Below are 22031 nucleotides of genomic sequence, written 5' to 3' on the forward strand. Positions count from 1 at the left end.
TGGTCCCAGCAGAATGCTCGGACATTCTGCTGGAGCCGGCCTGTGAAAGCCCTCGACGAACTGACTTTCGACAATCGCTTCGCCCGTCTGGGCGACGCGTTCTCCGCCCACGTACTCCCCGAGCCGATCGACAATCCAAGGCTGGTAGTGGCCAGCCCGGCCGCACTGGCCCTGCTCGATCTGGACCCGGCGACCGCCGAAACCGAGGAATTTGCCGAACTGTTTGGCGGCCACAAGCTGTGGGCCGATGCCGAACCAAGGGCGATGGTGTATTCCGGTCACCAGTTCGGCGGCTATACGCCGCAACTGGGCGACGGTCGTGGTTTGTTGCTCGGCGAGGTCTACAACAACGCCGGCGAACATTGGGACCTGCACCTCAAGGGCGCCGGGCAGACGCCGTTTTCGCGCATGGGCGATGGCCGCGCAGTATTGCGCTCTTCGATCCGCGAATTTCTCGCTTCCGAAGCGCTGTATGCGCTGAACATTCCTTCCTCGCGTGCAGCCTGCGTGATCGGCTCCGACACGCCGGTCTGGCGGGAGAAACAAGAACGCGCGGCGATGGTGCTGCGTCTGGCGCCGAGTCATATCCGCTTCGGCCACTTCGAGTATTTCTACTACACCAAGCGCCCGGAGCAGCAAAAGCAGCTCGGCGAGCACGTCCTTGCGATGCATTTCCCCGAATGCCTGGAACAACCGGAACCGTATCTGGCGATGTTCCGCGAGATCGTCGAGCGTAATGCCGAACTGATCGCCAAATGGCAGGCCTACGGCTTCTGTCACGGCGTGATGAACACCGACAACATGTCGATCCTCGGCATCACCTTCGACTTCGGCCCGTTCGCCTTTCTGGATGATTTCGACGCCAACTTCATCTGCAACCACTCCGATGATCAGGGCCGTTACTCGTTCAGCAATCAGGTGCCGGTCGGCCAGTGGAACCTCAGCGCCCTCGCCCAGGCACTGACGCCGTTCATCAGCGTCGAAGCCCTGCGCGAAACCCTCGGCTTGTACCTGCCGCTGTTCCAGGCGCATTACCTCGACCTGATGCGCCGCCGTTTCGGCTTCACTTCTGCCGAAGACGACGACCAGCAACTGCTGGAAAACCTGCTGCAACTGATGCAGAACAGCGGCGTCGATTACACGCTGTTCTTCCGCCGCCTCGGTGAAGAGTCAGCCGAACAGGCCGTCGCCCGCTTGCGTGATGACTTTGTCGACATCAAGGGTTTCGATGCCTGGGGCGAACGCTATGTGGCCCGCGTTGCTCGCGATGGCGATACCGATCAAGAGCAGCGCCGCACGCGGATGCATGCGGTCAATCCGCTGTACATCCTGCGCAACTACCTGGCGCAAAAAGCTATTGATGCGGCTGAGCAAGGCGATTATTCCGAAGTACGTCGACTGCACGCCGTGTTGAGCAAACCTTTTGAACAGCAGACGGGGATGGAGAGTTACGCCGAACGGCCGCCGGAGTGGGGCAAGCATCTGGAGGTCAGTTGTTCTTCCTGAGGCAGAATCAGGTAAACACGTCGATGGGCACATTGAAGCGCTCAGCCAACCAGCGAATCTGGCGCAGGTTCAGCTTGCGCTTGCCACTGAGAACTTCCGAAACGACGGATTGAGGACCGACGCCCGGCAAATCGCTTTGGGTCAGGCCGTGTTCGCGCATCATGTAACCGAGAACCTCTTCGCCACTCGCTTGGGCCATGGGGTGATGGGTGTGATCCCACTCCTCGATCCAGTCACCGATGATATCGACAAGGCTCATCAAAGGATGCGACTCATCGTCGCCCGTAATCTCTAGAAGTTCGTCGAGCACTAGCACCAAGGTATCGTAGTCATCTTCATTTTCTGGACGATGCAGCGAATGGGGGAAGACTCCCGTATTTCGATATTCAGAACCCTTTAAAGGCTCCGAGAGTGAGAGGCGGTTGATTGTTTTGACGGTCATAAAGATGGATATCCAAAAGATGACTTGTTCAAGTCCGCACAAGATTACTGATTCGATCGGATACAGATAGTCAGCCTCCGCACTGACGCACGTAGGCCATTTCCTCTAATAGAGAAGGTAATGACCTACGGACCTATCCTTGATAATGGTGACTTTGCCTCCAGATCAGTCTCATAGACTTCCGCTGGAGAGCCCATCATGCCCGAACCACTCCTCATCCCCTGCCCGTCCTGCAACGGCCTCAACCGCATTCCCGCCGAGCGCCTGGCTGATCAGCCCAAATGTGGGCGCTGCAAATCGGCGGTGTTGTTGAGCAAACCCTTCGAACTCAAGCAAGGCGATAACGCCAGTCAGATCAAGGGCGATCTGCCGCTGCTGGTGGACGTCTGGGCGGACTGGTGCGGGCCGTGCAAGTCATTTGCGCCGGTGTTCGAGCAGGCGGCGGCGCAGTTGGCGGGCAAGTGTCGGTTGGCCAAGCTCGACAGCGAGGCCAATCAGCAGTTGTCGGCGCAGTTGGGGATTCGCTCGATTCCGAGCCTGATTCTGTTCAAGAACGGCAGGGAAGTGGCGCGGCAGAGTGGCGCGTTTCCGTTGCCGCAGTTGATGGCGTGGTTGCGCACCCAAGGAATCTGACCCACCACAGATCCAATGGTAGGAGTGAGCCTGCTCGTGATGGCGTCGTGTCAGTCAACGCAAGCTTTGAATGTAACGGCCTGATCGCGAGCAGGCTCACTCCTACAGGGATTTGCGTGGTCGGGGGGATCAGTGGCCTTCGAGCAGGTCATGCAGCTCAACGAACTGCTGGGTCAGCTTGTGCCGTGGGTCGAGGTGGATCAGCGGCATGCTGGCCTGATGGGATTCGCGCATGCGCACCGAGCTGGACAGGTACACCGGCAGCACCGGCAAGCCTTCGGCGATCAGTTCATCGAGGATCTGCTGCGGCAGGCTGGCCCTTGCCTGGAACTGATTGACCACAATGCCTTCGACTTCCAGGCCTTCGTTGTGGTCATCCTTGAGCTCTTCGATTTCGGCGATCAGTCCGTACAGGGCCTGACGGGAAAAACTGTCGCAGTCGAAAGGGATCAATACCCGATCGGCGGCGATCAGCGCTGAAACCGCGTAAAAATTCAGCGCTGGCGGCGTATCGAGGTAGATTCGGTCGTAATCTTCAGCCAGTTCATCAAGCAATTTACGCAGCTTGTTGATCTTGTGTTTGGCTTCGAGCTTGGGCTGCAAGTCGGCCAGTTCGGCGGTGGCGGTGATGATGTGCAGGTTGTCGAACGGGGTTTCGTAGATGTCGGCCTGGTTCTTCTTTGAAAACGGCCCGGAGGACAGGGTCTGTTTGAAGAAATCGGCGATGCCCATCGGAATGTCATCGCCAGTCAGCCCGGTCAGGTATTGAGTGGAGTTGGCCTGGGCATCGAGGTCGACCAACAGTGTGCGATAACCCTCGCTGGCGCTGACCGCCGCCAGATTGCAGGCAATGCTCGACTTGCCTACGCCACCTTTCTGATTGAACACCACGCGCCGCATGACAAAACCTCCGTGTATCAAAGAATGACCGAGTGTAGATGCGCGCGACCTCGCTTCGCTACCTTCACGGACGCGGACTACAACCTCAGGGGCAAAAATCTGCGATCAGAAAGCGTGATAACCACCACCGATCGCCGAGAAGGCCGACAGACACGCCGCTGAGAATCTGGATAATGGCCATGTGACAGTCACCCCGGCGAACCGCTCGGTACATTTCGTTGAGCAAAATGTAACCAGCATTTGCTACACACCCGTCGCACCGGGATAATGCGCGCCACCCGGCGCCGAGCGCCACGTCAGGCCTGCCGCGGCCTGGGCGATTCAACGCGTCAATAATTGCCCGTAGGGGCGGGATGAATGTCCGTGATCAACTTCAACATCGCCCAATGGCGCGCGTGGGCCCCCGGGCTCGACAGCGTGGACGCCTGGCAGGCCTGGAGCCGCCAACCGGTCGTGCTTCAGAGCAGTGATGCCGCGCCCGATGTGTCGTTTTTGCCGGCCATGCAGCGCCGTCGCCTGAGCCGTCTGGCGCGGATGGCCTTCAGCGTGGGCTGGCCGCTGGCCGACGGACGGGACGACCTGCCGCTGGTGTTTGTCTCGCGTCACGGCGAAACCCCGCGCACCTACGACATCCTTTGCGATCTGGCCAACGAACAACCGCTGTCGCCCACCCAGTTCAGCCTTTCGGTGCACAACGCGATTATCGGGCTGTGGTCGATCATGCGCGGCGAAACCAGTGAAATGACCGCCCTCGCCGCCGCGGGCGACGGTCTCGAACATGGCATGCTCGAGGCTGCGGCCCTGCTGGCTGAAGGCGCTCCGGCGGTGCTGCTGGTGATTACCGAGGAACAGCCACCGGCGGCCTATTCGGCATGGGTCGATGACGTGCCCTTCCCTTATGCGCTCGGGCTTCTGCTCACGCCGGGCACCGACTGGCGGCTGACCTTGAACAGCACCCCGCAAACACGGTCCAAGGCGCACTGGCCACACGCGCTGAATCTGCTGCGTACCCTGCTCGGCCAGCAACCCCATTGCCAACATGCGTGGAAAAATCGTGTATGGACCTGGCAACGCAACCGGTGACCGAGAAAAACCGCGACGCCTATTACTGGCGCTTGCTGGCCACTGCCGCAAGCTTCGCCCTGTTCGGGCTGGGCGGCCTGTGCCTGCGCCTGCTGGTATTTCCGTTGCTCAACTGCCTGTCCGGCGACGCGCTTGCGCACAGGCAACGCGCGCGCAAAACCGTCAGCCGGTTGTTCTGGTTTTTCGTGCGTTTCATGGCCCGCACCGGTGTGCTGACCTACGACATTGAGGGCGCAGAGCGCCTCGGTCGACCGGGGCAGATGATCATCGCCAATCACCCGTCGCTGATCGACGTGGTGTTCCTGATCGGCCTGGTGCGCCAGGCCAATTGCGTGGTGAAGCAAAGCCTGTGGGAAAACCCCTTCACCCGCGGCCCGCTGCGCAGCACCCAATACATCAGCAATGACGGCAGCATGGACATGCTCGACGCCGCGGCCCAATCCCTGCAAGACGGCCAGACCCTGATCATCTTTCCCGAGGGCACTCGGACCCAGCCGGGACAGGCGCCGGCCTTTCATCGGGGGGCCGCTGCGATTGCCTTGCGCGGTGCGAAAATACTCACGCCGGTCATCATCAAGGTCAGCCCGACCACCCTGACCAAAGCCGAACCCTGGTACCGCATTCCCAAGCGCCGCGTGCACTTCAGTTTTCGCGTGGGCGCCGATATAGACCCACAGACCTTCGCCGCGCAGGGGCCCGCACCGCAAGCCTCGCGCAAGCTCAACGATTATTTGCATGACTATTTCATTAAGGAGCTCGCCGAAGATGAGCGATCTGCACCGTGACATCAAACAGCTGATCATCGATGCCCTCGGTCTCGAAGACATCGGCCCCGACGACATTGGTGACGAGCAGACCCTGTTTGGCGAAGGCCTGGGTCTGGACTCGGTCGACGCGCTGGAACTGGGTCTGGCGATCCAGAAAAAATATGGCATCAAGATCGACGCCGATGCCAAAGACACTCGCAACCATTTCACCAACGTGGCGAGCCTCGCGGCTTTTGTCACGGCCAAAGCAGCTTGAGACCGGACCATGCAAACTCGTGACGATATTTTCAACACCCTGCGCGACGCCCTGGTCGAGCTGTTCGAGCTCGATCCGGCCCGCGTAAGCATGGACGCCAACCTGTATCAGGATCTGGAGATCGACAGCATCGACGCGGTCGATCTGATCGATCACATCAAACGCCAGACCGGCAAGAAAATCGCCGCCGAAGAATTCAAAGCGGTGCGCACCGTCGGTGATGTGGTCGAGGCGGTCTACCGTCTGGTTCAACCGGCCGCATGAGCCGATTGATCGGCCTCGGCCTGCTGCTGGCCGGCCTGTTGTACCCGTTTGCGGTGTATTTCGGCATGGAGCACTTCGCGCCGTGGCAGTTCGGCCTGCTGTTGGGCAGTCTGTGGCTGGCGCGGGTGCTGAGCGGCGAGCGCAAACCCGGCAGCGTCTGGATGGCAGGCGTGGCGATTGCCTTCTGCGTGCTCCTGGCGCTGTTCGACAGCCCGCAATTGCTGCGCTGGTACCCGGTGCTGATCAGCGGCTTCATGCTGGTGCTGTTCGCCTCGAGCCTGACGTTCGGCATGCCGATGGTCGAGCGGCTGGCGCGCTTGCGTGAGCCGGATCTGCCGCCCGAGGCGATTCGCTACACGCGCCAGGTCACCCTGGCCTGGAGTGTGTTTTTCTTCTGCAACGGTTTGTGCGCCGCCCTCCTGACCCTGTGGGCGCCGCTGGATTGGTGGATGTTGTACACCGGCCTGATCTCCTATGGATTGATCGGCCTGATGTTTGCCATTGAATGGCTGATACGACAACGGGTAAGAGGCCGTACATGAACTGGATAAAACTTGAGCACCTGCTGCTCAAGGCCCAACCGCTGCGGGCCGTCAGCCACGCACCGGCACTTGATCATGCCGCGCTGTGCGAGCAGGCGCTGAGCGTCGCCGCCGCGCTGCAGGCACGAGGCGTGCGCCATCTGGCCGTGCACCTGGAAGATGCCGCCGAACTGGCCATCGCGCTGCTGGGGGCATGGCGTGCTGGCGTCAGCGTGCTGTTGCCTGCGGATCTGCAAGGGCAGACGCGCCAGCGCTGGACGGGCGACGTCGACCTGTGGCTGACCGATCAGCCTGGCGATACCCGACTCGATGAACTTCAGCAGCCACCCTTGCCGGGCGCGGCGCTGGATCTCGATCAATGCCGACTGAGCCTGTGCACCTCAGGCTCCAGCGGCGAACCCAAGCGCATCGACAAAACGCTGCGCCAACTGGCCAATGAAGTCCAGGCACTGGAACAGTTGTGGGGCGCGGATCTGGGAGAAGCGTGCATCATCGGTAGCGTCGCCACCCAGCACATCTACGGCCTGCTGTTTCGCGTGCTGTGGCCGCTGTGCGCCGGGCGCCCGTTCGCGCGCAAGCAACTGGCATTCCCCGAAGACGTGCAGCGCGCCAGCCGCGAACACCCGGCCTTCGCCTGGGTCGCCAGCCCGGCACTGCTCAAGCGCATGGGCGACAACCTCGACTGGCCGGCGCTGAGCGCGGTGCGCCGGGTGTTTTCCTCCGGTGGCGCGCTGCCTCATGAGGCCGCGCAAAGCCTGTATCAGCGCTTGCAGCAATGGCCGACGGAAATTCTCGGCAGCTCGGAAACCGGCGGAATCGCCTGGCGTCAGGGCCAGGCACTGTGGCAACCGTTCACCGCCGTCGAACTGAGCCAGGACAGCGACGGCGCGCTGCTGATCGCCTCACCCTACTTGCCGGCCGGGCACATCGAACACACCGCCGATGCCGCACGCATTGCTTCCGATGGGCGTTTCGAACTGCTCGGGCGCCTCGACCGGATCGTCAAACTCGAAGAAAAACGCATCTCCCTGCCCATGCTCGAGCAGGCCCTGGTTGCCCACGAGTGGGTCGCCGAAGCACGCCTGGGCGTGGTGCAAGAAAATCGCGCCTCGCTCGGTGCTTTGTTGGTGCTCAGCGATGCCGGTCTGTTTGCACTGCGTGAACATGGTCGCCGCAGCCTGACCGAGTCGCTGCGCGAACGCCTCAAGGCGCATTGTGAAGCGCTGGCCCTGCCCCGGCGCTGGCGGCTGCTGCGGCAACTACCGCTCAACAGCCAGGGCAAACTGCCCCAGGCCGAAGTCGACGCCTTGTTGATTGCGCCGCGCCCGAAAGCGCCTGAAGTGCTGGAACAGATCGAAACGAACGGTGAGTGGAGTCTGCAACTCAGCGTGCCGCCGGACCTGGCCTACTTCAGCGGACACTTTCCCAAAGCGCCGGTTTTGCCCGGTGTGGTGCAGGTGGAGTGGGCGCTGAATCTCGGCCGTCAATTACTGAAACTCGACGGTGCATTCGCCGGCATGGAAGTGCTGAAATTCCAGCAACTGGTGCGCCCGGGTGATGAAATTCAACTGCACCTGCGTTTCGATGCCGAGCGGCGCAAATTGTATTTTGCTTATCGCAATGACACGGCGACGTGTTCCAGTGGGCGGATCTTGCTGGGGGCTGAACATGGTTGATCTCGGTGAGTGCTGCGCACTCAATCGCGAGCAGGCTCGCTCGCACAGAGGTCGCGGTGTGCCAAAGGAGAACCGGCATGCATAAGCCTTGCGCCGTGATTCCGGTGTACAACCACGAAACCGCAGTCGGCAGCGTGGTCGACGCCCTCCTCGCCCAGGGCCTGCCGTGCATTCTGGTCGACGATGCCAGCGCACCGTCCTGCGCGCGTGTACTCGATGGCCTGGCCCAGCGTGAAGACGTGTTTCTGGTGCGCCTTACCGCCAATCAGGGCAAGGGCGGCGCGGTGATGACCGGGTTACGCGAAGCCTCACGGCTGGGTTTCAGCCATGCCCTGCAGGTCGATGCCGACGGTCAGCACGATTTGCACGATGTCGCCCGGTTCGTCGCCGAGTCCCGTGCACATCCCGTGGCGATGATCTGCGGTTATCCGCTGTTCGATGAAAGCGTGCCCAAGGGGCGTTTGTACGCGCGCTACCTGACCCACGTCATGGTGTGGATCAACACGCTGTCGCTGCAGATCCGCGATTCGATGTGCGGCTTTCGCGTGTATCCGCTGGCGCCGACGCTGGCGGTGATCGACTCGGCGAAAGTCGGCAAGCGCATGGATTTCGATTCCGACATCCTCGTGCGCCTGGCGTGGCGCAACCAGCCGATGCGCTGGTTGCAAACCAGCGTGCATTACCCGCTGGACGGGGTGTCGCACTTTCGCCTGTTCCATGACAACGCGCTGATTTCCAGCATGCATACGCGGCTGTTCTTCGGCATGTTGCTGCGCTTGCCGGTGATCCTCTGGCGCCGGTGCAAACCATGAGCGAAGAAACCGACAACAAGCATTGGGCCGACCGCGAAGAGCGCGGCAGCTTCCTGCTGATGAAATTCACCGCAGTGGCCGCCAAGGTCCTTGGTCGCCGTCTGCTCAGCCCGTTGCTGTACGGCATCGTGCTGTATTTTTTCCTGTTCGGCCGCATCGCCCGGCGCAGCGCCTGGCAGTACCAGCAGCGCTTGGCCGAATGGAGTCAGCGCGACGATCTGCGCCCGAGCCACTGGCGCGTCTTCAGCCAGTTCATGACCTTCGCCGATTCGCTGCTCGACAAGCTCGACGTGTGGAACGGCAAGCTGCGCATCGAGCAGATCGAAATCATCGACCCGGCGTTGTTGCGCAAGCAGTTGCGCGGCACTCGTGGTCAGCTGTTGGTCGGCGCGCACCTGGGCAACCTCGAGGTGTGTCGCGCGCTGGCGGAAATCGGCGAAAAAGTCACCATGAACGTGCTGGTGCACACCAAGCACGCCGAGCAGTTCAATCGCTTGCTCGGCGAGGCCGGGGCAACCAATCTGCGCCTGATTCAGGTCAGCGAACTCGACCCGGTGATCATGCTGCAACTGCACGAACGGCTGGAGCGCGGCGAGTGGCTGGCGATTGCCGGCGACCGCGTGCCGCTGCATGGCGGGCGCAGCGTCACCGTCGACTTTCTCGGCCACCCGGCGCCATTTCCGCAAGGGCCGTGGTTGCTGGCCGGCCTGTTGAAATGCCCGGTCAATCTTTTGATGTGCCTGAAACAACCCGACGGCCACTATCGCCTGACCCTCGAACCGTTCGCCGACGCGGTGGTGTGGACGCGTCCCGAGCGCGAGCAGGTCATTCATCAGTGGGCCAGTCTTTATGCGCAGCGCCTGAGTCACTATTGCCTTGAAGCCCCGCAGCAATGGTTCAACTTCTACCCTTTCTGGAAAACCGATGACCACGCCAATCCCTGAGCCGGTAACCTTCGGCGAACGCCCCTTGCGCATCGAAGACGTGCTGGCCCTGGCCAACCGTCAGGTGCCCGTGCAATTGCAGAACGATGCCGATTACCGCGAGCGCATCGCCAAAGGCGCGCGGTTTCTCGATTCGCTGCTGGACAAGGAAGGCGTCATCTACGGCGTGACCACCGGTTATGGCGATTCCTGCGTGGTGGCGGTGCCGCTGCATCACGTCGAAGCATTGCCGCGTCACCTCTACACCTTCCACGGCTGCGGCCTCGGTAAACTGCTCGACGCGCAAGCCACCCGCGCGGTGCTGGCGGCGCGTTTGCAATCGCTGTGCCACGGCGTGTCCGGCGTGCGGATCGAGTTGCTCGAGCGTCTGCAGGCGTTTCTCGAACACGACATCCTGCCGCTGATTCCTGAAGAAGGTTCGGTCGGCGCCAGCGGTGATCTGACGCCGTTGTCGTATGTCGCCGCCACCCTGTCCGGCGAGCGCGAAGTGCTCTTGCGTGGCGAGCGCCGCCAGGCCGCCGATGTGCACCGCGAACTCGGCTGGACGCCGTTGGTGTTGCGCCCGAAAGAAGCGCTGGCACTGATGAACGGCACCGCAGTGATGACCGGCCTCGCCTGCCTCGCCTTCGCCCGCGCCGACTACCTGCTGCAACTGGCCACGCGCATTACCGCGCTCAACGTCGTTGCGCTGCAAGGCAATCCCGAGCATTTCGATGAGCGGCTGTTCGCGGCCAAACCGCATCCAGGGCAAATGCAGGTAGCCGCATGGTTGCGCAGGGATCTGGCGATCGACGCGCCGACCGCGCCGTTGCATCGCCTGCAGGATCGTTACTCGCTGCGCTGCGCCCCGCATGTGCTCGGCGTGCTGGCCGACAGCCTGAACTGGCTGCGCTCGTTCATCGAAACCGAACTTAACAGCGCCAACGACAACCCGATCATCGACGCCGAAGCCGAGCGCGTGCTGCACGGCGGGCACTTCTACGGCGGGCACATCGCTTTCGCCATGGACAGCCTGAAGAATCTGGTGGCCAACGTTGCCGATCTGCTCGACCGGCAACTCGCCTTGCTGGTCGACGAGCGTTACAACCACGGCTTGCCGAGCAACCTTTCCGGCGCTCCGGCGGATCGGGCCATGATCAATCACGGCTTCAAGGCTGTGCAGATCGGCACCAGCGCGTGGACCGCCGAAGCGCTGAAAAACACCATGCCGGCCAGCGTGTTTTCGCGCTCCACCGAGTGCCACAACCAGGACAAGGTGAGCATGGGCACCATCGCTGCCCGCGATGCGATCCGCGTGCTGGAGCTGACCGAACAGGTCGCCGCCGCCACCTTGCTGGCCGCCAACCAAGGCGTGTGGTTGCGCGCACAAGCTGACGATGCGCGGCCGCTGCCGCCGGCGCTGGCCGCCATGCATGAGGAACTGAGCAAAGACTTCCCGCCGGTCATCGAAGACCGCGCGCTGGAAGGCGAGCTGCGCCTGTGCCTGCAACGCATTGCCGCGCAACACTGGAGGCTGCATGCGTAGCGCCGGAGTGCTGCACGCCGACACGGAAATCCTCGTGCCGTTCTTCGACGTCGACACCATGCACGTGGTCTGGCACGGGCATTACGTCAAATACCTGGAAGTCGCACGCTGTGCGCTGCTGGACAAGATCGGCCACAACTACACGGCCATGGTCGAGTCCGGTTACGCCTGGCCGGTGATCGACCTGCAACTGCGCTACGTGCGCGGCGCGGTGTTCGGCCAGCGGCTGAATGTGCGCGCCAGTCTGGTCGAGTGGGAAAACCGTCTGAAGATCCATTACCTGATCACTGACCTGCAAACCGGTGAGCGCCTGACCCGCGCCAGCTCGGTGCAGGTCGCCGTCGAAGTCAGCCGCCGCGAGATGCAGCTGGTCTCGCCGAAAGTCTTTACCGACGCCGTAGAAAGGATGCTGCGATGAACGTACTCGTCAAAAGCCTCAGCGCCTTGGCGCTGCTGCTCATCTCGTCACTGGCCCAGGCCTTCGACCTGCAGCAACTGAGCGCACAACTGGCGAAGCCGGAGGTCATCCACGGCCAGTTCGTCCAGGAAAAACACTTGCGCGCCCTGCCGCAGCCGTTGATCAGCAAGGGCAGCTTCGTCCTGGCAAAAAATCACGGTTTGCTGTGGCTGTTGAAAACCCCGTTGCAGCAGGACTACCGCATCAGCGCCAAAGGCATCGCCCGGCGTGACGGTGCGGGCTGGCAACTGTTGCCGAACAAGAGCGCCGGCGCCGAGCAGAACCGTTTGTTCCTTGCCGTACTGCAAGGCGACAGCAGCGGCCTGCAACGGGATTTCGAACTGGCGCTCACAGGCGATGCGCAGCAGTGGCAACTGACCCTGACCCCGCGCTCGTTGCTGCTCAAGCAAGTGTTCAAGCAGATCAACATCGACGGCGGCGCGCTGGTGCAGACCATCGAGCTGCTGGAAACCCAGGGCGACATTACCGTGCTGCGCATGCAGAACAGCACGGCCGAACAGCCTTTGAGCGACGCGGAGCAACATGACTTTGCCGAGTGAACGCAGGCTGCCGTGGCTGTTTCTGATCCTGCTGCTGGCGGTTGTTGCGCTGGCCGGCTGGCAGTGGCGCGCCGGGCCACCATTGTCGGCGAACCTCATGGAACTGGTGCCTGGCACCCAGCCTGACGCCCTCGAACAGCGCGCCGAACAACGCATGCAGGAACCGCTCAACCGCGAGATGCTGGTGCTGGTCGGGCACGCCGATCGCCAGCAGGCGGTGACCATGGCGCAGACGCTCGGCGAGCACTGGCAGGCCAGCGGCTTGTTCGAGAAGGTGCAGTGGAACCTGCAAGCCGATCTGCCGGCCCTGCGCGCACAACTGCTGCAAGGGCGGCTGGCGATGCTCTCGGCCGATGATCGACAACTGCTGATCGAACATCCCGACGCGTTCATTCAGCAACGGGTTCAGGCGCTGTTCGACCCGTTCAGCGGCTTCAGCCTGGTATCGAGCCAGGAGGATTGGCTGGGCCTGACCGGGCGCATCCAGAACAGCCAGCCGCAACATGGCGCGGTGCAACTGGACATCGGCAGCGGCGCGTTGATCGCCGACGCCGACGGCAAAAGCTGGGTCCTGCTGCGGGCGCGCACCCGCGGCAACGCCTTCGACATGAACCTGCCACTGCAAGTCGCCGATCTGCTCGCGCAGAGTCGCGCGCAAGCGGCGCAATCCGACGTACAACTGCTGGCCGCCAGCGGCTTGCTGTATGCCGCCAACGGCCAGCAACAGGCGACTCGGGAAATGACCTGGGTCGGTGGCGGTGCCACGGTCGGCATCCTCTTGCTGCTGTTGCTCGCGTTCCGCCGCTGGCGGGTGTTGCTGGCGTTCGTCCCGGTGCTGGTCGGCATGCTGTTCGGCGCGGTCGCGTGTGTCGCGCTGTTCGGCCACATGCACGTAATGACCCTGGTGCTCGGTTCCAGCCTGATCGGCGTGGCGGTGGATTATCCGCTGCACTATTTATCGAAAAGCTGGAGCCTTAAGCCGTGGCGCAGTTGGCCGGCGCTACGTTTGACGCTTTCCGGGCTGACGCTGAGTCTGGTCACCAGCGCTATCGGCTATCTGGCGCTGGCGTGGACGCCGTTCCCGGCGCTGACGCAGATTGCCGTGTTCTCCGCGGCCGGATTGTTCGGCGCCTATTTATCCGCGGTGTGCCTGCTGCCGGCACTGCTGAACAACCTCGAACTGCGCCCGGCACAATGGCCGCTGCAACTGGCCGAACGCCTGGTCACGCTGCGCGAAAGAATCCTCGCACGCGTGCGCACGCCGGTGCTGCTGGCGCTGCTGATTGCGTTCTGCGCCGGCGGCCTGATGCAGCTGCAAAGCAAGAACGACATCCGCCAGTGGGTCGGCGCACCGCAACAGCTGACCGATGAAGCGCAGACCATTGCGCGCATCACCGGTTATCAGCCGACCAGCCAGTTTTTCCTGGTTCGTGCCGCCAATCAGGAACAACTGCTCGAACGTCAGGCGGCGCTCAGCGAGCGTCTGCAGCAACTGGTCAATCTCGACAAGCTGCAAGGCTATCTGGCCCTCGATCAACTGGTCAGCCCGCCCACTCAGCAAGAGCGGGTGCGCGCCGCGCTGAATCAGCTGCCGCAGCACTGGCAGCCACTGCTCGACCTGGGCGTACCGCTGGCGGCGCTGCAAGCCGAGCTGCAGCAGTTGCAGAGCGTGCCTGCCGAGGACATTGACGCCGCGCTGGCCGGTCCGCTCGGCGAGCCGTACCGCACGCTGTGGCTCGGCCCCACCGACGATGGCGTCGCGGCGATCACCAGCCTGCAAGGCCTGAACAACCCGGCGCTGCTGCGGGTGCAGGCGCTGGACTTGCCGGGCGTGCGCCTGGTCGACCGTCTCAGCGAATTGAATGAAGTCTTCGCCGCGACGCAGGTCAGCGCTGCCGAACTCAAGCTCGCCTCCTGCGTGCTGATCGTGCTGGTGCTGATGTTGCCGTTCGGCCTCGGTGGCGCGCTGCGCATCGTCGCCCTGCCACTGCTGGCGGCGCTGTGCAGCCTGGCCAGCCTCGGCTGGCTCGGTCAGCCGCTGACGCTGTTCAGTCTGTTCGGCCTGCTGCTGGTGACGGCGATCAGCGTCGATTACGCGATTCTCATGCGTGAACAGGTCGGCGGCGCGGCGGTGAGCTTGCTCGGCACTTTGCTGGCCGCCGTGACAACCTGGCTGTCGTTCGGTCTGCTGGCGGTGTCCAGCACGCCAGCGGTGAGCAACTTCGGTCTGTCGGTGAGCCTCGGTCTGGCGTTCAGCTTCATGCTCGCGCCGTGGGCCGGACGCCATACGCACAGCGCCACTGCCACGGAGCCGCACGCATGATGGTCGCGGCTTTCTGGCTGTTGGCTTTGGCATTATTCGCCGTGGCGACCCGCGTTGGCCGCCACTTCGGCCTGATCCCGATTGTCAGTCAGTTGCTGTTGGCCAGTGTCGGCCTGCCGCTGTTGATGTATGTCTGGATCGAACCGGGCTGGCAGCTCAGCGGCGCGCAACTGATCGCACCAGAGTGGCTGAACAGTTTGTACAGCCTGAGTTTCGCCCTGCTGCTGGGGCACATTCTCAGCGATGTCATCGATCTGAAACTGGATCGGCAAAGCGTAAAGATCGCTCTACCGAGTTTCGCCGTGCCTTTCGCAGCGGGTCTGGCGGCGGCTTGTTGGCTGCTGCCCGCGCAGCCGTGGCTGAGTTCGCTGGCGATCGGGCTGGTGTTCGCGATTACCGCGATCCCGGTGCTGTATCTGTATCTGCGCCATATCGATTACCCGCCCGCCGCCACCCGCCGCCTGGTGCAGACCGCCATCCTCATCGATCTGACCTGCTGGACGCTGTTCGGCCTCGCTCAGGGCAGTCTGCACCTGAGCAGTCTGTTGCTGCCGCTGGCCCTGGCTGGCGTGCCGTTGCTGCTGCGCCTGTGCGGTGTGCGTCGACCGCTGACGTTCAGCCTCGGCTTCTTTGCGCTGTTGGTGATGGCCGAGCATTACAAACTCAACGCACTGATTCTCGGCATCGGTTATCTGCTGTGCATGGCCGCCCTGAAAGTGCCGTTGGTGCTGCCCTTGCCGGCGCGGTGGATGAACCGTTTGCAAACGTGGCTGGCGATTCCGTTGATCCTCACCTTCGGCATCGTCCAGATCGATGTGCACAGCGCGTTCGCCAGCCTCGACGCGTTGCAATGGGCGGCGCTGCTGCTGTTGCCGATTGCCAGTAAACTGCTCGGCAACTGGCTCGGCCTCGGCTGGGCCGGGGCTTCGTTCGCAGGGGCCAGCCGCTGGCGCGAAAGCGTGCTGCTGAACATCCGCGGCTTGAGTGAAATCGTCTTTCTCAATCTGCTGTTGCAGCAACAACTGATCAGCCCGGCGCTGTACTTTGCCTTGATGCTGATGGGTCTGATCGCAACGCTGCTGCCGGCACTGATCGGTCTGCACCGCGCACCGCCGAATCTCAACTCTCATTTGTCCCGGAGCTCCCGTGCCAATCGCTGAACTGCAATCGCGTCAGGTGGTGATCATCGGTGCCGGCCCGTCCGGTGCCATCGCCGCCGCCCTGCTCAAGCGCAAGGGCCATGATGTGCTGGTGATCGAACGCCAGCATTTCCCGCGTTTCTCCATTGGTGAAAGCCTGCTCAGCCATTGCCTGGATTTCGTCGAAGAGGCCGGCATGCTTGAGGCGGTGAATGCCGCCGGTTTCCAGCGCAAGACCGGCGCCGCCTTCGCCTGGGGCGAGCGCTACAGCGCCTTCGATTTCAGCGACACCTTCACCGATGGCAAGCCGACCACCTTTCAGGTACAACGCGCAGATTTCGACAAACTGCTGGCCGATCAAGCGGCCCTGCAAGGTGCCGAGATCCGCTACGGCGATGCCATTGTCAGCGTCGATTTCGAGCGGACGCGACCACAGCTTGATGTACGTCGCGAGGACGGCAGCGAGTACCGCGTCGAAGCCGATTTCGTGCTCGATGCCAGCGGCTACGGGCGGGTGTTGTCGCGCTTGCTCGATCTGGAGGCACCGTCGAATTTCCCCGTGCGTCAGGCCGTGTTCACGCATGTCGAAGATCACATCGACAACCCGGCCTTCGACCGCGAGAAAATTCTCGTCACCACCCATCCTGAACACCGCGACGTATGGTTCTGGACGATTCCGTTCAGCAATGGCCGCTGCTCGGTGGGCGTAGTGGCGGCAGCTGAGCACTTCAAAGGTCGCGATGCGGATCTGGATGCCTGCCTGCGCGGTTTCATCAGGGAAACGCCGAGTCTGGCCGGCGTACTGAACAACGCCGTGTGGGATACCCCGGCGCGCACCCTCGGCGGCTATGCGGCGAATGTAAAAACCCTGCACGGGCCGGGTTTTGCCTTGCTCGGCAATGCCGCGGAATTTCTCGACCCGGTGTTTTCTTCCGGCGTGACCATCGCCATGCGCTCAGCGAGCACGGCCGCTGCGGTGCTGCACCGTCAGTTGCAAGGTGAAGCGGTCGATTGGCAAAGCGAGTTTGCCGAGCCGCTCAAGCGCGGCGTCGACACCTTCCGCTGCTACGTCGAGGGCTGGTACGCCGGCACCTTTCAGGACGTGATTTTTTATGAAAACGGTCAGGCGGATATCCGCCGGATGATCTGCTCGATTCTCGCCGGTTACGCCTGGGACGAACGCAACCCGTTCGTCAGCGAAGCGCGCCGACGCCTGAACATGATTTCCGAACTCTGTGCAAAGGACGCCCCATGAACCACTTGAGCGACAGCTACGTCGAGGAAACCCGCTTCGGTTTCTGGTTCCTGCGCAGCCACACCTGGCAGCACCATGTACTGCGCGTGGCGATCAATGATCTGCGGGGGTTGTTCACCGAGGCGCTGCCGCAAAAACCGGTGCTGCTCGACGCCGGATGCGGCCAGGGCAAGTCGTTCGCTCATCTGCGCCAGACCTTCTCCCCGCAGCGCCTGATCGGTATCGACGCCGATCGGCACAGCCTCGAATTGAGTGCTGCTGAAGCAGCACGTCTGGATTTGGACGTCGACTTGATCGGTAGCGACTGTGCGAAGCTCAATGTGCCGGACGCCAGTGTCGACCTGCTGTTCTGCCATCAGACGTTCCATCACCTGGTCGAGCAGGAAAAAGCCCTCGCCGAGTTCTATCGCGTACTGAAACCGGGCGGCTATCTGCTGTTCGCCGAGTCCACCGAGGCTTACATCGATACCTGGGTAATCCGCTGGCTGTTCCGCCATCCGATGCATGTGCAGAAGAGCGCGGCGCAGTATCTGCAGATGATTCGCGAGCAGGGTTTCGAGTTTGCCGAGCGCAATGTGTCCTACCCGTACCTGTGGTGGAGCCGGTCGAAGGACTTCGGCTTGCTGGAGCGCTTCGGGTTGCGCAAGCCCAAGCCGTTCGGGCAGCGGGAAGAGACGTTGGTGAATGTTGTCGCTCGCAAGCCATCGGCAGGAACCTCCTGAATGTACAGCCATCTACCTGCACACCCGAAAACCTGTGGGAGCTGGCTTGCCAGCGATAGAGGTGTGTCAGTCAACCAAAATGCTCAATGTGCCGTCGCTATCGCTGGCAAGCCAGCTCCCACAGGGGTTTTGGTGTGGCTGGTGATGGTGTGCTGTTCCCTGTTGTTGAGCGCTTGCGCCAGCCAGGCGCCGCTGCCCGCGGCCAACCCGACCTTGCCCCTGCCCCTGCAGCTGCATATCGAGCGCCAGCAGGCCGGGCAGCGTCAGGATTGGCTATTGGTGATCCAGCGCGAGGGGCCCGGCATCCGCTGGTCGATGATGGACCCGTTGGGCATCCCCAGGCCCGCCAGCAATTGATCGATGGCCAGTGGCAGGCCGACGGCCTGCTGCCGCCAAACCCCGAGGCGCGGGAATTGTTTGCCGCGCTGTTGTTCGCCCTGACCCCGTCCGGCGAGCTGCTGCGCAACTATCCCGCCGCGCAGCAAAAGGACCGGCAACGCTCCCTGCCAGCGCGCTGGACCATTGACTATGCACAACCGTTGAGCTTCGAATTGAACCTGCCGCAAGGCCCGCACTATCGCGTTTCCCCGCTCGGTGATTCCACGCCATGACCGCTTACCTGAATGCTCTGGGCGTGATCTGCGCGCTGGGCCGTGACAAACGCGAAGTTGCCCGCAAGCTGTTTGCCGGCGATTGCTCGGGCATGTGCCGCGAATCCGTCTGGGTCCCACAGCGCGAACTGCCGGTGGCCGCCGTGCCCGGTGAGCTGGCGCCGATCCCGGCAGAACTGGCCGAGCACAGCACGCGCAACAATCAATTGCTGCTCGAAGCCGCGCTGCAAATCCGCGATGACATCGAGCAGGCGATCCAGACCTATGGCCGCGAGCGCATCGGCGTGGTGCTCGGCACCAGCACCTCGGGCATCGACGAGGCCAGCCGAGGTCTGGCGCACTACATTCGTGAGCAGCATTTCCCGGCTGAATACGATTACCGGCAGCAGGAACTCGGTGCTCCGGCGAATTTTCTCGCCGAGTGGCTGCAACTCAGCGGCCCGGCGTATGTGATTTCCACCGCGTGCACTTCCAGCGCGCGGGCGTTGATGAGCGCTCAGCGCCTGCTTGATCTGGGCCTGTGCGACGCGGTGCTGTGCGGCGGTGTCGACAGCCTGTGCAAACTGACCCTCAACGGTTTTTCCTCACTGGAAGCGATGTCGGACGAGCGTTGCAATCCGTTTTCGGCCAACCGCAACGGCATCAATATCGGTGAAGCGGCGGTGCTGTTCGTGATGAGCAAAGAGGCGGGCGCAGGCCCGGCTATCGCGTTGCTCGGCGCCGGCGCCAGTTCCGATGCGCACCATATTTCCGCCCCGGAGCCGAGCGGTCGCGGCGCCCTGCAAGCGATGCGTAAAGCCCTGAGCCGCGCGCAACTGCAAGCAGCGCAAATCAACTACCTCAACCTGCACGGCACCGCGACCCAGCACAACGACGCCATGGAAAGTCTGGCGGTCGCGGCGCTGTTTGCCGAAGGCGTCGCCTGCTCCTCGACTAAACCGCTGACCGGCCACACCCTCGGTGCTGCCGGCGCGCTGGAAGCGGCGTTTTGCTGGCTGAGCCTGAGCGCCGACAACCACGAGCACGCCTTGCCCCCGCATGTCTGGGACGGCGCGGCCGATCCTGCCCTGCCTGCGCTGAACTGGGTGACCGCGAGCACACGCCTGTCGTCCATTGCACCGCGCTACCTGATGAGCAATTCGTTTGCCTTCGGCGGCAATAACGTCAGCCTGATTATCGGAGACGCCCCATGACCCCCTGGCCGCTCGCCGAACTGCTGCCGCATGCCGGCGACATGATTCTGATCGACGCGATCGAGCGTTTCGACGATGAGCAGATTTTCACCCGCCTCACGGTCAAGCCGGACGGCCTGTTCAACCTTGCCGACGGCAGCCTGCCGGCGTGGGTGGGAGTCGAGCTGATGGCACAGAGCGTCGCCGCGTTCGCCGGTTGCCACGCGCGGCAGAAAGGCAATCCGGTCGAGCTGGGTTTTCTGCTCGGCACACGCAAGTTCGAGTGCAACGTCGAAGCTTTTCCTGCCGGCAGCGAACTGACCGTCCACGGCCTGCGTTCGCTGGAAGATGACAACGGCATGGGCGTGTTCGAATGCCACATTCACGGCGTGGGCATCCATGCCAGTGCGCGGCTGAATGTGTTTCGTCCGCCACAGGCCACCCAATATCTGCAACAAACCAAGGAGTCGAACGATGACTGAATCGGTACTGGTCACCGGCTCCAGCCGTGGCATCGGCCGCGCCATTGCCCTGCGTCTGGCACAGGCCGGGCACGATATCGTCCTGCATTGCCGTAGCGGCATGGCTGAAGCGCAAGCGGTTCAGGCGCAAATCCAAGCGCTGGGGCGCAACGCACGCATCCTGCAATTCGATGTGGCTGAGCGCGAAACCTGCAAAGCCATTCTCGAAGCCGACGTCGAAACCCATGGCGCCTATTACGGCGTGGTGCTCAATGCCGGCCTCACCCGCGACGGCGCCTTTCCCGCGCTCAGCGATGACGATTGGGACGTGGTGTTGCGCACCAATCTCGATGGCTTCTACAACGTGCTGCACCCGGTGATGATGCCGATGATTCGCCGCCGCGCCGCTGGGCGGATTGTCTGCATCACTTCGGTTTCCGGGCTGATCGGCAACCGCGGTCAGGTCAATTACAGCGCCTCCAAGGCGGGCGTGATCGGCGCGGCAAAGGCATTGGCGATCGAGCTGGGCAAGCGCAAAATCACCGTTAACTGTGTCGCCCCGGGCCTGATCGACACGGCAATGCTCGATGAAAACGTGCCGGTGGAAGAGCTGATGAAAATGATCCCCGCGCAACGCATGGGCACCCCGGAAGAGGTGGCCGCTGCGGTGAATTTCCTGATGTCGGCGGAAGCCTCGTACATCACCCGTCAGGTGCTGGCGGTCAACGGAGGCTTGTGCTGATGAAGCGCGTCGTCGTCACCGGCATGGCCGGCATCACCTCGCTGGGCAGCGACTGGGACACCATTGCTGGCCATTTCGCCGCCAACCGCAGCGGCATCCGCCGCATGCACGAGTGGGACCGCTTCAGCGAACTGAACACGCGTCTTGCCGGCCCCATCGACGACTTCGTAGTGCCGGCGCACTGGACGCGCAAGCAACTGCGCAGCATGGGCCGGGTTTCGCGGCTGGCGGTCGGTGCCTCGGAAAGAGCCTTGGCCGATGCCGGGCTGCTCGGCAACGAATCGATCAAGGACGGCCGCATGGGCGTCGCGTGCGGTTCGTCCACCGGCAGCACCGATGAGATCAAGGCATTCGGCAACATGTTGCTCAACTCGGTGGCCGAGGGGCTCAACGCCAATTCCTACGTGCGGATGATGCCGCACACCACGGCGGCCAACATCAGCATCTTTTTCGGCCTCACCGGCCGCTTGATCCCGACTTCCAGCGCCTGCACCAGTGGCAGCCAGGGCATCGGCTACGCCTATGAAGCGATAAAGTTCGGTCGCCTGCCGCTGATGCTCGCCGGCGGCGCCGAAGAGCTGTGCCCGACCGAAGCCATGGTCTTTGACGCGCTCTACGCCACCAGCCTGAAAAACGATGCCCCGCAGAGCAGCCCGCGCCCATACGACAAGGGCCGCGACGGTCTGGTCATCGGTGAAGGCGGCGGCATGCTGGTTCTCGAAGAACTGGAACACGCCCTCGCCCGTGGCGCACGCATCCACGCCGAGATCGTCGGTTTCGGCAGTAATGCCGACGGGCAGCACACCACACGCCCCGAACAAGTGACCATGCGCCGCGCCATGGAGCTGGCGCTGGAAGACGCCGGGCTGACGCCGGATGCGATCGGTTATGTAAATGGTCACGGCACGGCTACAGAACAGGGCGACATTGCCGAAACACTGGCAACCAGCAGTTTGTTCGGCGAACGCATGCCGATCAGCTCGCAGAAGAGTTTTCTCGGCCACACCCTTGGCGCCTGCGGCGCGCTGGAGTCGTGGTTCAGCATCGAAATGCTCAACCGCGACCTGTACGTGCACACGTTCAACCTCGACGAGGTCGATCCGCACTGCGGAAAACTCGATTACCTGCGCGGCGAATTCCGCCAGATGCATCACGACTACGTGATGAACAACAATTTCGCTTTTGGTGGCGTCAACACCTCGTTGATTTTCCGCCGCTGGCACTGACCGCAAGACGTTT

The 22031-nt window shown here is 62.6% G+C and carries 23 protein-coding genes and 1 pseudogene; 22 read left to right on the forward strand and 2 right to left on the reverse strand.

What is annotated here, in order from left to right; translation table 11 throughout:
- Positions 1-42: 42 nt before the first annotated feature.
- Positions 43-1506, forward strand: a complete 1464-nt coding sequence (gene selO, locus M0746_RS23415) for a protein adenylyltransferase SelO (protein WP_258450748.1) — start codon at positions 43-45, stop codon at positions 1504-1506.
- A 7-nt stretch (positions 1507-1513) separates the two neighbouring features.
- Here the strand turns inward: selO and M0746_RS23420 are convergent, their stop codons facing one another.
- Positions 1514-1948 (reverse strand): helix-turn-helix domain-containing protein, encoded by a 435-nt coding sequence (locus M0746_RS23420; RefSeq protein WP_258450749.1) that lies wholly within the window; start codon positions 1946-1948, stop codon positions 1514-1516.
- Positions 1949-2146: 198 nt separating this feature from the next.
- Here M0746_RS23420 and trxC point away from each other — a divergent pair, with 198 nt between their 5' ends.
- Positions 2147-2581, forward strand: coding sequence for a thioredoxin TrxC (trxC, locus tag M0746_RS23425; RefSeq protein WP_258450750.1), 435 nt, complete (start codon positions 2147-2149; stop codon positions 2579-2581).
- 129 nt (positions 2582-2710) lie between these two features.
- Here trxC and M0746_RS23430 read toward each other — a convergent pair whose 3' ends face one another.
- Positions 2711-3481, reverse strand: a complete 771-nt coding sequence (locus M0746_RS23430) for a ParA family protein (RefSeq protein ID WP_090280512.1) — start codon at positions 3479-3481, stop codon at positions 2711-2713.
- A gap of 357 nt (positions 3482-3838) precedes the next feature.
- On the opposite strand from M0746_RS23430, the gene M0746_RS23435 reads away from it, so the two are divergent.
- The 20 genes and pseudogenes from M0746_RS23435 to M0746_RS23530 all read left to right on the forward strand — a co-directional run bounded on the left by M0746_RS23435 (position 3839) and on the right by M0746_RS23530 (position 22018).
- Positions 3839-4564: a beta-ketoacyl synthase chain length factor gene (locus tag M0746_RS23435; RefSeq protein WP_258450751.1), complete on the forward strand. Its 726-nt coding sequence runs from the start codon at positions 3839-3841 to the stop codon at positions 4562-4564.
- The gene (locus M0746_RS23440; protein WP_258450752.1) at positions 4540-5349 is read left to right on the forward strand and encodes a lysophospholipid acyltransferase family protein; all 810 of its coding nucleotides are present in this window, start codon (positions 4540-4542) and stop codon (positions 5347-5349) included. Before M0746_RS23435 ends, M0746_RS23440 begins: the two co-directional genes overlap by 25 nt.
- A complete protein-coding gene (locus M0746_RS23445; RefSeq protein WP_258450753.1) occupies positions 5330-5587 on the forward strand; it encodes a phosphopantetheine-binding protein in 258 nt (85 codons plus the stop codon). Before M0746_RS23440 ends, M0746_RS23445 begins: the two co-directional genes overlap by 20 nt.
- Before the next feature lie 9 nt (positions 5588-5596).
- Complete coding sequence (locus M0746_RS23450; RefSeq protein WP_208939037.1) at positions 5597-5851, forward strand: acyl carrier protein; 255 nt, start codon at positions 5597-5599, stop codon at positions 5849-5851.
- On the forward strand, positions 5848-6393 hold the full coding sequence (locus M0746_RS23455; RefSeq protein ID WP_208939038.1) for a COG4648 family protein: 546 nt from the start codon (positions 5848-5850) through the stop codon (positions 6391-6393). The genes M0746_RS23450 and M0746_RS23455 overlap by 4 nt, the downstream gene beginning before the upstream one ends.
- Positions 6390-8069, forward strand: a complete 1680-nt coding sequence (locus M0746_RS23460) for an acyl-CoA synthetase family protein (RefSeq protein WP_258450754.1) — start codon at positions 6390-6392, stop codon at positions 8067-8069. The genes M0746_RS23455 and M0746_RS23460 overlap by 4 nt, the downstream gene beginning before the upstream one ends.
- 77 nt (positions 8070-8146) lie before the next feature.
- Positions 8147-8881: a glycosyltransferase family 2 protein gene (locus tag M0746_RS23465; protein WP_258450755.1), complete on the forward strand. Its 735-nt coding sequence runs from the start codon at positions 8147-8149 to the stop codon at positions 8879-8881.
- Complete coding sequence (locus M0746_RS23470; protein WP_258450756.1) at positions 8878-9825, forward strand: LpxL/LpxP family acyltransferase; 948 nt, start codon at positions 8878-8880, stop codon at positions 9823-9825. Before M0746_RS23465 ends, M0746_RS23470 begins: the two co-directional genes overlap by 4 nt.
- Entirely contained in the window at positions 9806-11350 is a 1545-nt protein-coding gene (locus tag M0746_RS23475) for an HAL/PAL/TAL family ammonia-lyase (protein WP_258450757.1), read from the forward strand. Before M0746_RS23470 ends, M0746_RS23475 begins: the two co-directional genes overlap by 20 nt.
- Complete coding sequence (locus M0746_RS23480) at positions 11343-11768, forward strand: acyl-CoA thioesterase (protein ID WP_258450758.1); 426 nt, start codon at positions 11343-11345, stop codon at positions 11766-11768. Before M0746_RS23475 ends, M0746_RS23480 begins: the two co-directional genes overlap by 8 nt.
- The gene (locus M0746_RS23485) at positions 11765-12367 is read left to right on the forward strand and encodes an outer membrane lipoprotein carrier protein LolA (RefSeq protein WP_258450759.1); all 603 of its coding nucleotides are present in this window, start codon (positions 11765-11767) and stop codon (positions 12365-12367) included. Before M0746_RS23480 ends, M0746_RS23485 begins: the two co-directional genes overlap by 4 nt.
- Positions 12351-14690, forward strand: coding sequence for an MMPL family transporter (locus M0746_RS23490; RefSeq protein WP_258450760.1), 2340 nt, complete (start codon positions 12351-12353; stop codon positions 14688-14690). Before M0746_RS23485 ends, M0746_RS23490 begins: the two co-directional genes overlap by 17 nt.
- On the forward strand, positions 14687-15850 hold the full coding sequence (locus tag M0746_RS23495; RefSeq protein WP_258450761.1) for a sodium:proton antiporter: 1164 nt from the start codon (positions 14687-14689) through the stop codon (positions 15848-15850). Before M0746_RS23490 ends, M0746_RS23495 begins: the two co-directional genes overlap by 4 nt.
- The gene (locus M0746_RS23500; protein ID WP_258450762.1) at positions 15837-17084 is read left to right on the forward strand and encodes an NAD(P)/FAD-dependent oxidoreductase; all 1248 of its coding nucleotides are present in this window, start codon (positions 15837-15839) and stop codon (positions 17082-17084) included. The genes M0746_RS23495 and M0746_RS23500 overlap by 14 nt, the downstream gene beginning before the upstream one ends.
- Entirely contained in the window at positions 17081-17806 is a 726-nt protein-coding gene (locus M0746_RS23505) for a class I SAM-dependent methyltransferase (protein ID WP_258450763.1), read from the forward strand. Before M0746_RS23500 ends, M0746_RS23505 begins: the two co-directional genes overlap by 4 nt.
- 144 nt (positions 17807-17950) lie before the next feature.
- Positions 17951-18417: pseudogene (locus M0746_RS23510) on the forward strand (hypothetical protein).
- Positions 18414-19610 carry a beta-ketoacyl-[acyl-carrier-protein] synthase family protein gene (locus tag M0746_RS23515; protein WP_258450764.1) on the forward strand — a complete coding sequence of 399 codons (1197 nt, stop codon included), beginning with the start codon at positions 18414-18416 and terminating at the stop codon, positions 19608-19610. The pseudogene M0746_RS23510 and the gene M0746_RS23515 overlap by 4 nt, the downstream one beginning before the upstream one ends.
- On the forward strand, positions 19607-20071 hold the full coding sequence (locus M0746_RS23520; protein ID WP_258450765.1) for a hotdog family protein: 465 nt from the start codon (positions 19607-19609) through the stop codon (positions 20069-20071). The genes M0746_RS23515 and M0746_RS23520 overlap by 4 nt, the downstream gene beginning before the upstream one ends.
- On the forward strand, positions 20064-20792 hold the full coding sequence (fabG, locus tag M0746_RS23525) for a 3-oxoacyl-ACP reductase FabG (RefSeq protein WP_208939052.1): 729 nt from the start codon (positions 20064-20066) through the stop codon (positions 20790-20792). The genes M0746_RS23520 and fabG overlap by 8 nt, the downstream gene beginning before the upstream one ends.
- Positions 20792-22018 carry a beta-ketoacyl-ACP synthase gene (locus tag M0746_RS23530; protein WP_258450766.1) on the forward strand — a complete coding sequence of 409 codons (1227 nt, stop codon included), beginning with the start codon at positions 20792-20794 and terminating at the stop codon, positions 22016-22018. The genes fabG and M0746_RS23530 overlap by 1 nt, the downstream gene beginning before the upstream one ends.
- The last annotated feature ends 13 nt before the right edge of the window (positions 22019-22031 follow it).

Origin of the sequence: Pseudomonas sp. S11P7 (assembly GCF_023195435.1) — a bacterium.
Taxonomy (GTDB): domain Bacteria; phylum Pseudomonadota; class Gammaproteobacteria; order Pseudomonadales; family Pseudomonadaceae; genus Aquipseudomonas; species Aquipseudomonas fluorescens_G.

Coding starts and splice junctions, on each gene's coding strand:
- M0746_RS23530 (WP_258450766.1), top strand. CDS start 20,792: ATGAAGCGCGTCGTCGTCACCGGCATGGCCGGCATCACCTCGCTGGGC.
- M0746_RS23480 (WP_258450758.1), top strand. CDS start 11,343: ATGCGTAGCGCCGGAGTGCTGCACGCCGACACGGAAATCCTCGTGCCG.
- M0746_RS23475 (WP_258450757.1), top strand. CDS start 9,806: ATGACCACGCCAATCCCTGAGCCGGTAACCTTCGGCGAACGCCCCTTG.
- M0746_RS23450 (WP_208939037.1), top strand. CDS start 5,597: ATGCAAACTCGTGACGATATTTTCAACACCCTGCGCGACGCCCTGGTC.
- M0746_RS23430 (WP_090280512.1), bottom strand. CDS start 3,481: ATGCGGCGCGTGGTGTTCAATCAGAAAGGTGGCGTAGGCAAGTCGAGC.
- M0746_RS23515 (WP_258450764.1), top strand. CDS start 18,414: ATGACCGCTTACCTGAATGCTCTGGGCGTGATCTGCGCGCTGGGCCGT.
- trxC (WP_258450750.1), top strand. CDS start 2,147: ATGCCCGAACCACTCCTCATCCCCTGCCCGTCCTGCAACGGCCTCAAC.
- M0746_RS23435 (WP_258450751.1), top strand. CDS start 3,839: ATGTCCGTGATCAACTTCAACATCGCCCAATGGCGCGCGTGGGCCCCC.
- M0746_RS23495 (WP_258450761.1), top strand. CDS start 14,687: ATGATGGTCGCGGCTTTCTGGCTGTTGGCTTTGGCATTATTCGCCGTG.
- M0746_RS23460 (WP_258450754.1), top strand. CDS start 6,390: ATGAACTGGATAAAACTTGAGCACCTGCTGCTCAAGGCCCAACCGCTG.
- fabG (WP_208939052.1), top strand. CDS start 20,064: ATGACTGAATCGGTACTGGTCACCGGCTCCAGCCGTGGCATCGGCCGC.
- M0746_RS23490 (WP_258450760.1), top strand. CDS start 12,351: ATGACTTTGCCGAGTGAACGCAGGCTGCCGTGGCTGTTTCTGATCCTG.
- M0746_RS23505 (WP_258450763.1), top strand. CDS start 17,081: ATGAACCACTTGAGCGACAGCTACGTCGAGGAAACCCGCTTCGGTTTC.
- M0746_RS23485 (WP_258450759.1), top strand. CDS start 11,765: ATGAACGTACTCGTCAAAAGCCTCAGCGCCTTGGCGCTGCTGCTCATC.
- M0746_RS23440 (WP_258450752.1), top strand. CDS start 4,540: ATGGACCTGGCAACGCAACCGGTGACCGAGAAAAACCGCGACGCCTAT.
- M0746_RS23455 (WP_208939038.1), top strand. CDS start 5,848: ATGAGCCGATTGATCGGCCTCGGCCTGCTGCTGGCCGGCCTGTTGTAC.
- M0746_RS23470 (WP_258450756.1), top strand. CDS start 8,878: ATGAGCGAAGAAACCGACAACAAGCATTGGGCCGACCGCGAAGAGCGC.
- M0746_RS23465 (WP_258450755.1), top strand. CDS start 8,147: ATGCATAAGCCTTGCGCCGTGATTCCGGTGTACAACCACGAAACCGCA.
- M0746_RS23520 (WP_258450765.1), top strand. CDS start 19,607: ATGACCCCCTGGCCGCTCGCCGAACTGCTGCCGCATGCCGGCGACATG.
- M0746_RS23445 (WP_258450753.1), top strand. CDS start 5,330: ATGAGCGATCTGCACCGTGACATCAAACAGCTGATCATCGATGCCCTC.
- M0746_RS23420 (WP_258450749.1), bottom strand. CDS start 1,948: ATGACCGTCAAAACAATCAACCGCCTCTCACTCTCGGAGCCTTTAAAG.